This window comes from Streptomyces tibetensis (genome assembly GCF_007655005.1).
Classification (GTDB): domain Bacteria; phylum Actinomycetota; class Actinomycetes; order Streptomycetales; family Streptomycetaceae; genus Streptomyces; species Streptomyces tibetensis.
The window spans coordinates 301015-313490 of the sequence record NZ_SZVW01000001.1; the positions used below are offsets into that span (position 1 = coordinate 301015).

The 12476-nt window shown below is 69.5% G+C and carries 12 protein-coding genes; 5 read left to right on the plus strand and 7 right to left on the minus strand.

All coding sequences use genetic code 11. The features are described from left to right. Nucleotides 1–46: 46 nt before the first annotated feature. Nucleotides 47–259: a PspC domain-containing protein gene (locus tag FDO69_RS01395; RefSeq protein WP_104777715.1), complete on the plus strand. Its 213-nt coding sequence runs from the start codon at nucleotides 47–49 to the stop codon at nucleotides 257–259. Between the two features lie 80 nt (nucleotides 260–339). Here the strand turns inward: FDO69_RS01395 and FDO69_RS01400 are convergent, their stop codons facing one another. Both FDO69_RS01400 and FDO69_RS01405 read right to left on the minus strand, forming a co-directional pair. After that, entirely contained in the window at nucleotides 340–681 is a 342-nt protein-coding gene (locus tag FDO69_RS01400; protein WP_104777716.1) for an ATP-binding protein, read from the minus strand. 145 nt (nucleotides 682–826) lie between these two features. Next, nucleotides 827–1978, minus strand: coding sequence for an adenosine deaminase (locus FDO69_RS01405; RefSeq protein WP_104777717.1), 1152 nt, complete (start codon nucleotides 1976–1978; stop codon nucleotides 827–829). A 123-nt stretch (nucleotides 1979–2101) separates the two neighbouring features. Here FDO69_RS01405 and FDO69_RS01410 point away from each other — a divergent pair, with 123 nt between their 5' ends. Then, nucleotides 2102–2860, plus strand: coding sequence for an alpha/beta hydrolase (locus tag FDO69_RS01410; RefSeq protein WP_104777718.1), 759 nt, complete (start codon nucleotides 2102–2104; stop codon nucleotides 2858–2860). Nucleotides 2861–2934: 74 nt separating this feature from the next. Here the strand turns inward: FDO69_RS01410 and FDO69_RS01415 are convergent, their stop codons facing one another. Then, the gene (locus FDO69_RS01415) at nucleotides 2935–3894 is read right to left on the minus strand and encodes a LysR family transcriptional regulator (protein ID WP_104777719.1); all 960 of its coding nucleotides are present in this window, start codon (nucleotides 3892–3894) and stop codon (nucleotides 2935–2937) included. Between the two features lie 63 nt (nucleotides 3895–3957). On the opposite strand from FDO69_RS01415, the gene FDO69_RS01420 reads away from it, so the two are divergent. Both FDO69_RS01420 and FDO69_RS01425 read left to right on the plus strand, forming a co-directional pair. Beyond that, complete coding sequence (locus FDO69_RS01420; protein WP_104777720.1) at nucleotides 3958–5232, plus strand: MFS transporter; 1275 nt, start codon at nucleotides 3958–3960, stop codon at nucleotides 5230–5232. A gap of 320 nt (nucleotides 5233–5552) precedes the next feature. Next, nucleotides 5553–6569: a sigma-70 family RNA polymerase sigma factor gene (locus FDO69_RS01425; protein WP_104777721.1), complete on the plus strand. Its 1017-nt coding sequence runs from the start codon at nucleotides 5553–5555 to the stop codon at nucleotides 6567–6569. Here the strand turns inward: FDO69_RS01425 and FDO69_RS01430 are convergent. Then, on the minus strand, nucleotides 6453–6839 hold the full coding sequence (locus FDO69_RS01430) for an STAS domain-containing protein (RefSeq protein ID WP_138430022.1): 387 nt from the start codon (nucleotides 6837–6839) through the stop codon (nucleotides 6453–6455). The genes FDO69_RS01425 and FDO69_RS01430 overlap by 117 nt on opposite strands. Nucleotides 6840–6995: 156 nt before the next feature. Here FDO69_RS01430 and FDO69_RS01435 point away from each other — a divergent pair, with 156 nt between their 5' ends. Next, the gene (locus FDO69_RS01435; RefSeq protein WP_104777722.1) at nucleotides 6996–7919 is read left to right on the plus strand and encodes an AEC family transporter; all 924 of its coding nucleotides are present in this window, start codon (nucleotides 6996–6998) and stop codon (nucleotides 7917–7919) included. Nucleotide 7920: 1 nt separating this feature from the next. Here the strand turns inward: FDO69_RS01435 and FDO69_RS01440 are convergent, their stop codons facing one another. From FDO69_RS01440 to FDO69_RS01450, 3 genes are all read right to left on the minus strand, one after another. Further along, nucleotides 7921–8505, minus strand: a complete 585-nt coding sequence (locus FDO69_RS01440) for a Uma2 family endonuclease (RefSeq protein WP_104777912.1) — start codon at nucleotides 8503–8505, stop codon at nucleotides 7921–7923. Between the two features lie 91 nt (nucleotides 8506–8596). Beyond that, a complete protein-coding gene (gene ltrA, locus FDO69_RS01445) occupies nucleotides 8597–10381 on the minus strand; it encodes a group II intron reverse transcriptase/maturase (RefSeq protein WP_104777723.1) in 1785 nt (594 codons plus the stop codon). A gap of 750 nt (nucleotides 10382–11131) precedes the next feature. Further along, the gene (locus FDO69_RS01450) at nucleotides 11132–12415 is read right to left on the minus strand and encodes a thymidine phosphorylase (RefSeq protein ID WP_104777724.1); all 1284 of its coding nucleotides are present in this window, start codon (nucleotides 12413–12415) and stop codon (nucleotides 11132–11134) included. Between the last annotated feature and the right edge of the window lie 61 nt (nucleotides 12416–12476).

A 12476-nucleotide genomic window follows, 5' to 3' on the forward strand; every position in this document is an offset into this window, starting at 1 on the left:
TACTCGGACGAGAGGCCTCACCGCACCGACGTTGAAGGAGTCGCACATGTCCCGCCTCGCCCGCCCCACCCACGGCCGCATGATCGGCGGAGTGTGCGCCGCACTGGCCCGGCGCTTCGGCACCTCCGCGACCACGATGCGGGTGATCTTCCTGATCTCGTGTCTGCTGCCCGGCCCGCAGTTCCTGCTGTACATCGCGCTGTGGATCCTGCTGCCCGCGGAGGACAAGACGCACGGCAAGGCCCGGACGGCCTGGTGACGCCCGTATGTGAGAACGCCGATGGGGCGCACCCGTGCGGGTGCGCCCCATCGGCGTGTGCGTCCGCCTCGACGGGAGGCTCAGACGGCCGGAACGCCGTTCACCGGCAGACCCTTGGTCGGGAGCCCGCCGAGCAGCTTGGCGGCCGGGCCGGTCGGGCCCTGGGCGAGCAGCTGCCCGGCGACCGGCTGGGCGGCGGCGAGACCGGTGCCGGCCAGAGTCTGCCCCTGGCCCACCGCCTCACCCGCGCCCGCCGGCAGCGTCTGGGAGAGCTGCTCCGCCGGGGCCACCGCGGTGACGGTCTCCAGCGCCTGGGCGGGGTCCGGGAGGGCCGGGGCGGCGTTGGCGGCACCCGCACCGGCGGCGGCGAAGGCGGCACCGAGAGCGGCGACACCGAGGGTCTTGGCAGCAGACTGCTTCATGAAAATGCGTCCTCGTTACGGGATGACGGGTGTGAGCGGTTCCGCGACCGTAATCAGGCGGCCCTGCCCGCCGCAAACATCGAAATGCGGACGGATGGTGAACACCGCCCGCATTCACTGTGTGCCGAACACCCCTGATTCAGCCCTACAAGGCGCCAGAACCGCTGGTGGAAGCGGTCTGACGGAACAGCCATTCGGATTTCAGCTCGGCATATCCGGGCTTGATCACGTCATTGATCATGGCCAGTCGTTCATCGAAAGGAATGAAAGATGATTTCATCGCATTGACGGAGAACCACTGCATGTCGTCGAGCGTGTAACCGAACGCCTCGACAAGGTGCTCGAATTCCCGGCTCATACTGGTGTGGGACATCAGGCGGTTGTCCGTGTTGACCGTGGCCCGGAAGTGCAGCCGGCGCAGCGGACCGATGGGGTGCTCGGCGTACGAGGACGCGGCCCCGGTCTGGAGGTTGGAGCTCGGGCACAGCTCCAGCGGGATGCGCTTGTCGCGGACGTAGGAGGCGAGCCGCCCGAGTTCGACCCGGCCGTCCTCGTGGACCTGGATGTCGTCGATGATCCGCACGCCGTGGCCGAGCCGGTCGGCGCCGCACCACTGCAGGGCCTGCCAGATGGAGGGCAGGCCGAAGGCCTCGCCGGCGTGGATGGTGAAGTGGTTGTTCTCGCGCTTGAGGTACTCGAAGGCGTCCAGGTGCCGGGTGGGCGGGTAGCCGGCCTCGGCACCGGCGATGTCGAAGCCGACGACGCCCAGGTCCCGGTACCGGTTGGCCAGTTCGGCGATCTCCAGGGCACGGGCCGCGTGCCGCATGGCGGTGAGCAGCGCGCCCACGCGGATGCGCAGACCGTTGCCCCGGGCGCGCCGCTCCCCTTCCCGGAAGCCCTCGTTGACGGCCTCGACGACCTCTTCGAGACCGAGGCCGCCCTCCAGGTGCTGCTCGGGGGCGTAGCGCACCTCGGCGTAGACGACGCCGTCCGCGGCCAGGTCCTCGGCGCACTCGGCGGCGACCCGGACCAGGGCGTCACGGGTCTGCATGACGCCGACGGTGTGCGAGAACGTCTCCAAGTACCGTTCCAGGGAACCGGAGTCGGCGGCCTCGCGGAACCAGACGCCGAGTTTCTCGGGGTCGGTGTCGGGGAGCTGGGTGTAGCCGCAGGCGCGGGCGAGTTCGACGATCGTGCCGGGGCGCAGACCGCCGTCGAGGTGGTCGTGCAGCAGAACCTTGGGTGCCCGGCGGATCTGGTCCGGTGTCGGGGTGTTCGGCGTGGTCTGGCTCGTCATTTCCGCACTGTAACTCCTACGCGCGTAGACGGCGCGTTCCCGGACGCTTGACGTTTTCGTCGATACGTAACGGTGACCCCGAGGACGGGTCGAGTACACCCGCGTTTCTGACACTGTTCTGTCATGGCACACCAAGCGACGCCGGTTCGCAGGGCCCGGCTGGGCAGGGCACTGGGTCCGGCACCGACGGCGGTGAGCGGCGTGGTGCTGCTGCTCCCCGGCGGCGACGAGGTCAGTGGCCGCAGACCGTCGCCCCTGCTGGCGGCCGCTTCCGTGCGTGCCGTCGGGCGCCGCCTGGCCCGCGCGGGCCGGGACGAGGGTCTCGCCGTGCACGTGGTGCACTACCGCTGCCGCGGCTGGAACGGCGACGAGGCCAATCTCGCGCAGGACGCGACCTGGGCGGCCGACGAGGTCGTCCGGCGGTACGGGGACGTCCCGGTCTGTCTCGTCGGTCTCGGGATGGGCGGCCGGGCCGGGCTGCGGGCGGGGGGCCACGACGCCGTCAACTCCGTGCTGGCGCTCGCCCCTTGGCTGCCGGAGGAGGACGTCGCGGCGCCACCCGAACCGGTGAAGCAGCTGGTCGGGCGCCAGGTGCTGATCGTGCACGGCACGAGCGACGGGCGGACGGATCCAGAGCTGTCGTTCCGGCTGGCGGCACGGGCGAAGAAGGCGAACCGGGACGTGTGCCGGTTCGAAGTGCACGCGGACGGGCACGGGTTGCATCAGTACCGGGACGAAGTGGTGGCTCTGGCCGAGGACTTCGTGATGGGGGCGTTGTTCGGGCGGGCGGTGTCGCGGCCGGTGCGGGACGCGTTCGCGGCGCCGCCGCCGTTGGGGTTGCGGATGCCGCTCGCTGCGGGGTTCAGTCCTTCGAGGCGGTAGCGCCGTTCAGGTTGCGGTGGTTTCGGGGTGCGGGTGGTGTGTGGTTGCTCGCGCAGTTTCCCGCCCCCCCAAGATCAGGGCAGCAGGCTCCCCCTCCTTGAGAGCAGGAACTTCTTGAAAGCCGCTACCGGCGGCGTGTCCGGGTGGCCCTCCAGCCAGGCCACGCCGATTTCCCGGGCCGCTCTCGGGGCCGTGACCGTCAGTTCCACCACCCCTGGGCGCGGGACCGCCGGTGGAGGCAGGAGGGCGACTCCGAGGCCCGCTGCCACCAAGCCCCTCAGTGTTTCCGCCTCCTCGCCCTCGAAGGCGATGCGGGGCTTGAAGCCGGCCTCGCTGCAGAGGTCGTCGGTGATGCGGCGCAGGCCGTAGCCGGGTTCCAGGGTGACGAACGTTTCGTCCGCGGCCTCGGCGAGGCGGATGCGGCGGCGCCCGGCCAGGGAGTGGTCGGCGGGGACGACCAGGCGCAGCTTCTGCTCATCCAGGCGGCGGGCCACCAGATCGGGGGCGTCCGGCACCGGGGACGTCAGGCACAGGTCGAGCTCGCCGGCGCGGAGGCGTTCCAGCATGGCCTCGCCGTAGTTCTGGACGAGGCTGAAGCGGACCCGCGGATGGTCCGCGCGGAAGGCGTGCAGCAGGCCCGGGACGGTCTCGGCGCCCATGGTGTGCAGGAAGCCGAAGGCGACCTTGCCGGTGGTCGGGTCGGCGTCGGCGCGCACCTCCTCGGCGGCACGCTCGACCTCGGCCAGGGCGCGCTCCACGGAGGCGAGGAAGGTGCGGCCGGCCGGGGTGAGGGAGACCGTGCGGCCGTGCCGGGCGAACAGGTCGACGCCCAGGTCCTGCTCCAGGCGGGCCATGGACCGGGAGAGGGTCGACTGGGGGACGTTCATCTCCTGGGCGGCGCGGGTGACGTGCTCGGTACGGGCGACGCCCGCGAAGTACGCGAGGCGCGGCGCCAGCACCTTCGACATCTGTGCCATGTCTTCTGTGTCACTGCTTGGTGACAGGCGACCCTGTGAGCTTGGCTGATGCACCATGGGAACGATTATGACCGTTCCATGCATTGGACGGATGAGTGGGGGCGTCCGTAGGTTCGAGGCATGTCTCCCGCCAGTACCGGGGCGTCCACCGTCGTGGGCGCCGATGTCTCTGTCCCTGCTGCCGACTCCCGTGTCTCGCCGGGCGGACCCGGCTACCGCCGGATGAGCTTCGCCCTCTTCCTCGCGGGTGTCGCGACCTTCGCGCTGCTGTACTCCACCCAGGCGCTGCTCCCGCTGATCTCCGGCGAGTTCGGGGTGGCGGCGAGCGACGCGAGCTGGACGGTGGCCGCCGCGACGGGCGGGCTGGCGCTGTTCGTGCTGCCGATGAGCGCCCTGTCGGAGCGATACGGACGCCGGGCAATCATGACCGCGTCGCTGGCCGTGGCCGTCACGCTCGGGCTGCTGGTGCCCTTCGCCCCCTCCCTCGGCGCGCTGATCGCGCTGCGGGCCCTGCAGGGCGCCGCCCTGGCCGGGCTGCCGGCGTCGGCGACCGCGTACCTCGCGGAGGAGGTCACCCCCAAGGCTCTGGTCACCGCCATCGGCCTGTTCGTCGCCGGCAACAGCGTCGGCGGGATGAGCGGCCGGGTCATCACCGGCTGGGTCGCGCAGGAGTGGGGCTGGCGGGTCGCCGTCGGGGTCATCGGTGTGATCGCGGTGGCGTGCGCGGTGGCCTTCCGGCTGCTGCTGCCCGCCCCGCGGCACTTCAGGGCCGGTTCGCTGCGACCGCGCGTCCTGGCCCGGACGGTCCGTGACCACCTGTCCAACCCGCTGCTGTGCCGGCTGTACGCGATCGGCGCGCTGTTCATGACGGTGTTCGGCGGCGTGTACACGGTCATCGGCTACCGGCTGACCGAGGCCCCGTTCTCGCTGCCGCAGGGCATCATCGGCTCGATCTTCCTGGTGTACCTGGTCGGCACGGTGTCGGCGTCGACCGCCGGCCGGCTGGTCGGCCGGCTGGGCCGCCGGGGCGCGCTGTACGCGGGCGGCGGCACGACGGCCGCGGGCCTGCTGCTGTCCCTGGCGGGCACCCTGCCGCTGGTCCTGCTGGGCCTGGTCCTGATCACGGCGGGCTTCTTCGCGGGCCACGCGGTCGCCTCCTCGGCGGTCAGCAAGACGGCCACGCACGGCCGCGCCCAGGCCTCGGCGCTGTACCAGTCGGCGTACTACATCGGCTCCAGCGCGGGCAGCACGGTCGGCGCGATCGCCTTCCACGCGGGTGGCTGGGCCGGGACGGTCGGGGTCGGGCTCCTGGCGGTCCTGGGCGTCGTGACGATCACCGTCTTCGGGACCCGGGCGGCCCGACTGCAGCGCCGGCGGCTGGCCACGGCCGCCTGAGCCTCGACGCCGTTCCTCCCCCTGGTCGGGGCCGGTTGTCAGTGGGTGCGGATACCGTCCGCGTCGGCTGACCACCGGACCGAGCAGGGGGATTTTTTCATGGAATTCCGGATCGACCGTAGCCGGGGAGCACCGGCATCTGCTGATGTCGGTCAAGGAGCTGGTGTGAAGGCCTGCGGGTCTGTCTCAGCCCGTCTGGATCAACCCCTTCGACCTGCGCTTTTGTGCGCTCGGGGGGCCGTTGTCAGTGGGCTGCGGTAGCTTCCGAAGTACTGGGGCGCAACGGCGCGTGAACAGAACGTCCACAGGGGTGGGTGGAGATGGCGAACGGCACGGCGACATCGACGGACCTGGACACCAGGCTGGAGGCACACCGAACCGAGCTGACGGGGTACTGCTACCGGATGCTCGGGTCCTCCTTCGAGGCGGAGGACGCGGTGCAGGACACGATGGTCCGCGCCTGGCGCAGCTACGACAAGTTCGAGGGCCGCTCCAGCCTGCGTTCCTGGCTCTACCGGATCGCGACCAACGTGTGCCTGGACATGCTGACCGCGGGCAACAAGCGGGCCCGGCCCATGGACCTGACCGAGTCCACCCCGCTCGCCCGGGCCGCGCTCTCCCCCCGCCCGGACAACACCTGGCTGGAGCCCATGCCCGACGCCCGTGTGCTGCCCACGACCCACGACCCGGCGGAGGCCGCGGTCGCCAAGGAGTCCGTGCGGCTCGCCTTCATGGCCGCCCTCCAGCAGCTCCCGGCCAAGCAGCGGGTTGTGCTGATCCTGCGCGAGGTCCTGGCCTGGAAGGCCAGCGAGGTCGCCGAGCTGCTGGACACCTCGGTGGCGTCGGTGAACAGCGCCCTCCAGCGGGCCCGCGCCACCCTGGCCGAGCGGCAGGAGCCGGGCGCCGACGCGGCGGTCTCCGACCCGCTGGACGAGGACCAGAAGAAGCTGCTGGACCGCTATGTGGCGGCCTTCGAGGGCTACGACATGGCGGCGCTGACGGCCCTGCTGCACGAGGACGCGGTCATGACGATGCCGCCGTTCGACCTGTGGCTGACCGGCACGCGGGACATCACCGGCTTCATGACCACGCTCGGCGCGCCCTGCGCGGGCTCCCGGCTGGTGCCCGTGCAGGTCAACGGCCTGCCGGGGTTCGCCCAGTACAAGCCGGACCCGGACAACGGCGGCTTCATGCCGTGGGCGGTCCAGGTGCTGGAGCTCTCAGGCGGCCGGATCACCGGGTTCCACTGCTTCCTCGACACCCAGCGCTGGTTCCCGCTCTTCGACCTCCCCCTCCACCTCGAAGCGGAGACCGACCAGGTCGAGCACGGCGCGTAGGGCCGGGTCGGGGTCGCGCAGCCGGATCCGTCCCCCGGCCCGGCGGGCGGCCAGCTGGAGCCTCGCCAGCAGGTCGACGGCGGCGAGCCCCGGCGGCCCCAGGCCCGCGACATCGCACACCACGACCCGGGCACCGCTGCCGTGCAGCAGTGCCCGCACATCGTCGCTGAGCCCTCTCACCTCGTCCCGGGTGAGGGGGCCGGGCAGTACGAGCACGGGCGGTGTCATGGCGTCCACGATCGGTAGACCGGGCGGGCGGCTGTAACTCATCGCGACTGTCCGTCCTGCCGGGCCGCCGTGCGGCCTGCCGACGCCGTAAGGATCACATTGACCCGGGCAGCGCCTTCCCCGGAGGGTTTGCTGTATGCCCCAACCATCTGCCCATGCCGCGCTGCTCCATGCCCTCCTCGTCTGCAGGGAGGTGCCGTGCGGGGGGTGCTGAGCGGGTTCGCGGTCATCGCCGTCGTCATCGGCGTCGGCTATCTGATCGGCCGGCGGGGGTATCTGGGCGACGGCGGCCGCGAGGTCCTCACCAAGCTCGCCTTCCACGTCGCGTCCCCGGCGTTGCTCTTCACGACCCTCGCGCAGGCCGACCTCTCGGTGATCTTCTCCGACCGGCTGCTGGTCACGGCGATGAGCACGGCAGCGGCCGCGGGTGTCTTCGTGGCGGTGGGCGCGGCGCGGGGCTGGGGCGTGGGCCGGACGACGATCGGCGCGCTGTGCTCCAGTTACGTCAACTCCGGGAACCTGGGCATCCCGATCGCCGTGTACGTGCTGGGCGACGCGTCGCTGGTCGCGCCGGTGCTGCTGTTCCAGCTGGTCGGGGTGACGCCCGTGGCGCTGACGGTCCTGGACCTGGCGAGCGGTGGGGAGAAGCGGCCGCTGTGGCAGCGGCTGCTCACGCCGCTGCGCAATCCGATAGCGCTGGGTTCCCTGGCCGGGGTGGCGGTCTCGGCGTCGGGCCTCAGGGTGCCGGGACCTCTGCTGGACCCCCTCACCCTGATCGGCAACATGTCGGTCCCTGCGGTCCTGCTGGCCTTCGGCATCTCCCTGCGCGGCAGCACGCTTCCGCTGCGCGGCGCGGAACGGGCCCCGGTACTCCTCGCCGTGGCCCTCAAGTCGGTCGTCCAGCCCCTGGCAGCCTGGGCCCTGGCGGCGGGCGTCTTCGGCCTGCACGGTGCCCTGCTGCTCGACGTGGTGGTGACGTCCGCACTGCCGGCGGCGCAGAACCTGTTCACGTACGCGAGCAGCTACCGGGTGGGCGAGGTGATGGCGAGGGAGGCGATCCTGCTGTCGACGGTGCTGGCGGTTCCGGTGCTGGTGGTGGTGGTGGCGGCGGTGCTGGGGTGACTCAGCCCTCCGGAAACTCGCCGGTGTCGATGACGAGGCCGAAGGGAGCCGGCAGCTTGATCGACTCGCCGAACTTCGCGTTGCCCAGGGGGCGGTAGACATCGCCCTTGGGCTCGCCGTAGAGCGTCACGGTGGGGCCGTCGGCAGCCCAGCGGTCCACGAGGAGGTAGAGCGGAATACCGGCAGTGGCATAGGCGGCCGGCTTGCTGACCCGGTCGTGGCGAGCGTTGGACTTGGACGTGACCTCGACTACGAGTTCGGCGAGGGCGGCCGGGATGTGGGTGTCCGTGTCAGCGTCCTCCCGCACGGGGGCCACCACGAGATCTGGGATGAGCATGCCGAGACGTGACGGCACGGCGATCGCCAGTGTCTGGAAAATCTCCCAGTCCTCGGGGATCACGGAGTAGAGGCGACGCTGGATGCGGGCCGCGATCACATTGTGGCGGTAAGCGGGAGCAGGTGACACGGTGATGATCCCCTCGATGATCTCCACCTTGCTGCCCTCGGGCCAATCCATCTCCTCCCAGAACCGGACGAGGTCGTCCCAGCTCTGTTCGGGGTCCTGGCTCACGGTGAGTGCGCTCAGTCGGGTAGCCGGAGGGCGTTGCCGCCCCCCGGCCCCCTCAGAACCGGACGTGCGGCTGTTCACCGCATCCGGCTCAAGCGGGCCCCTGGAGTCACGCGGGTCGGTCATCTTGCTTGGCCCTTCTGTGATCGCCGGCGTGGTGCTGGCGATGGCAGTCAGCGTGTACGAGGCGAAGGTTCGTCCGCTCGTCCGTGCCGCCGTCGCGCCGATAGATGAAGTGGTGCTTGTGCAGCGGCTTCATCGATGCCGAGAACCACGCGGCCCACTCGCGAGGGTTGTCCGGTGTGTACTCGGCGTCGGGGATCAACGGCTGTTTGCACAGCGGACAGATCCCCTTCTGGCGGGATGCGAGGGTAATGGTCCACCTGTCGGCGGTCCCGGGCATCCTCCTGCTACGGCGGCTCACCCAGTAGTCGGCCAGCGAGGGGTCGTCAGGAGAGTTGCCCTCCTTGACGATCACGTGCCGGACGATTCTGGTCCAGTTGAACTTGTAGAGATAGGTGCCGGTATCCCGGTCACCGAATACCCACTGGTCCTTCCGGGTCGAGTTGAAAACGCCGTAGTGCTTGGCCAGGCGCCAGCTCTTCGGCTTGTTCGGGTGGGAGTGTTTGACCCACTTCTGCGTGAGCGTCCACATGTAAAAGTCCAGGGACTTGAAGGTCTCCTTGGACACCACCGTCCGGTAGTAGGTGGCCCAGCCCTTGATGATCGGGTTGAGCTTTCTCACCACAGCCGCAGCGTTCGCCCCTCTCAGGCCGATCACTTCACTGCGGAGCCGTTCCCGGACCCTTCTTACGGCCGCCTTACTCAGCTTGATCAGCAGGGTGCCGTTGTATCTCCTGATATTGAACCCGAGGAAGTCGAAACCTTCTTCAAGGTGGATGACGGATGTCTTCTCCTCGTTGAAGGCGACCCCCCGCGGGGCCATCCATTGAGACAACTGCTCCTTGACCCGGCGTGCCTCCTCTTCACTGTGACAGAACACAGCGAAGTCGTCTGCGTACCGGACCAGCACCGGGGCATCTCTTCGGGACTTGTTGGAGCGTCCCTCTGCGAGGTGCCCGGCTGCCGTTTCCATGCCGTGCAAGGCCACGTTGAGCAGCAGTGGGCTGATGACACCGCCCTGAGGAGTTCCCTCCTCAGTGGGCGAGAGACGTCCGCCGTCCATCACTCCCGCTGTGAGCCATCCTCGGATTGCATCCCGTGCAGGGAAGGCCCCGATGAGGTTCATCAAGTGGTCGTGTGAGATGCGGTCGAACGCCGCCGTCAGGTCCGCATCGAGCACCCATAACCGCTTGGCCCGTTTCTGGCCTGCGACGATGTAGATAGCGCCGATCGCGTCATGACAACCCTGGCCGGGGCGGAAGCCGTAGCTTCGTTGTTCGAACCGGGCTTCCCACTCGGGTTCCAGTGCGTTCTTGACGCGGGCCTGGCGGACCCGGTCACGGATGACTGGAATACCCAAGGGTCGCTGCTTTCCGTTGGCCTTGGGAATGTACACGCGCCGGACGGGCAGGGGTTTTCCAGGCGAGCGTTCCGCTGTGATCTCAGCAGCCAGCCGTCCTCGCGCGATCGGAGTGAGCGCGCGTTCCTGATCGATCCCGGCCGTCCGACGGCCTGTGCTCTGCTGCGTTACCCGCTTCACGCTCACGAGCGTGTTCGAGTGGGACCGCAGCATGAGCTTCTGCAAGTTGCGGACCTTCTTAAGGTCCCCTTCCTGCGCGGCTGTGAAGATGCGCTGCCTCAGTCGCCGTACCGACGCCTCCGCCTTGGCCCAGTCGATGCTGTGCCAGGTCTGGGCGTAGTCCTCTGGTCCGTTCGCCGTCGTAGGAGGCAGCGCCGCCGTAGCGGTCACTGCCACACCTGCCTTCGGCATCCAACTTGCCCTTCGGTTCGGGGTTCTTCACAGTTCTTCTTCACGGGCCTACCTGATCCGCGTGGGCTCCCTTTCGGGCCGGGGCATCGTGCCTCGTATCCGACGAGTTATGGGACACGGCTGGGGACACCGCGTCCTTTTCCTCTGGGCTTTCGCCCTGTCGGCGTTCGCTTCTCGGATCATCCTGTCCCGCTGGAGGCTTGGTCCTTCGTTACCTCCGGATTACCGGGATCAACTCCCGGACTCCAACGGGGTTTCCACGTTCCGCTCCCACAAGATGCGACCGGGGTGGGCTCCCTCTTAATCCCGGGCCCGACGGTGTCCTCCCCCTTCGGCCCCAATCTTCAGGGGTCGTCGTGCGCTCTTCCGCGCCAGGGCCTGTCTGCCGCCGACAGCTCACCATCGACGCGGCACAGGAGTTACGGGACTTCTTCAAGGGTTCATTTTCATTAGCCCGTCCGGTCTTCCCCTCGCTTGTTGCGACCCGATGGCCGGGCTGCTCTTGAGCTTTCCCTTCCGGCTTCACACCCCGCCGTTACCAGCGACGCATGCGGAAGTGGGGACGGACCTTGGACACTGGTCCGGGATGACCTGCTCATGATCTTCTTCCCCTTGCAGGTCATCTACTTGGGTGGAGCGACTTCGTGTCGCACTGGCGGTCTCCTATCGGTGCGTCACCGACTCCAGCATGCCGAACGGGATCGGCGAGGGTCCACCGATCCCGTTCACCCGTAAGTGGAAGCCCCAAGGTCAGGCGATACGTTCCAGCACCACCGGCGACGCCGTGACGTCCGTGCCCTCGGCCGCGATGTCGTAGGAGCCCTCGATCGACTGCAGGGCGTACTCGAAGCGTTCCGGGGTGTCCGTGTGGAGGGTCAGCAGGGGCTGGCCCTCGGTGACCGTGTCGCCGGGCTTGGCGTGCAGTTCGACGCCCGCGCCCGCCTGCACCGGGTCCTCCTTGCGGGCCCGGCCCGCGCCGAGGCGCCAGGCGGCGACGCCGATGTCGTAGGCGTCGAGGCGGCTCAGGACGCCGGAGGACGGGGCCTTGATCACGTGCTGCTCGCGGGCGACCGGCAGGGCCGCGTCCGGGTCGCCGCCCTGGGCCGCGATCATGCGGCGCCAGACGTCCATCGCCGAGCCGTCGGCGAGGGCCTTCGCCGGGTCGGCGTCCTTGATGCCGGCGGCGTCGAGCATTTCCCGGGCGAGCGCGATCGTCAGCTCGACGACGTCCGCGGGGCCGCCGCCCGCCAGGACCTCGACGGACTCGCGGACCTCCAGCGCGTTGCCCGCGGTGAGGCCGAGCGGGGTGGCCATGTCCGTGAGGAGCGCGACCGTCTTCACGCCGTGGTCGGTGCCCAGGCCGACCATCGTGGAGGCCAGTTCGCGGGCATCTTCGAGCGTCCGCATGAACGCGCCGGTGCCGACCTTGACGTCCAGGACCAGCGAGCCCGTGCCCTCGGCGATCTTCTTCGACATGATCGAGGACGCGATCAGCGGGATCGCCTCGACGGTGCCGGTCACGTCACGGAGTGCGTAGAGCTTCTTGTCGGCGGGGGCCAGGCCGTCGCCGGCGGCGCAGATGACCGCGCCGGTGGTGTCGAGGACGTTCAGCATCTCCTCGTTGGACAGCAGCGCGCGCCAGCCGGGGATGGACTCCAGCTTGTCGAGCGTGCCGCCGGTGTGGCCGAGGCCGCGGCCCGACAGTTGCGGGACAGCCGCGCCGCAGGCCGCCACCAGGGGGGCCAGGGGCAGTGTGATCTTGTCGCCGACGCCGCCGGTGGAGTGCTTGTCGGCGGTCGGGCGGGACAGGGACGAGAAGTCCATGCGCTCGCCGGAGGCGATCATCGCGGCCGTCCAGCGGGCGATCTCGCGGCGGTTCATGCCGTTCAGCAGGATCGCCATGGCGAGAGCGGACATCTGCTCGTCGGCGACCTCCCCGCGGGTGTACGCGTCGATGACCCAGTCGATCTGCGCGTCGCTGAGTTCACCGCGGTCCCGCTTGGTGCGGATGACGGAGATGACGTCCATGGCCATGGCTTGGCTTCCTTCCGAGGTTTCCAGAAGCCGTACGGCCCCCCTGAGCCGGTCGCGTGAG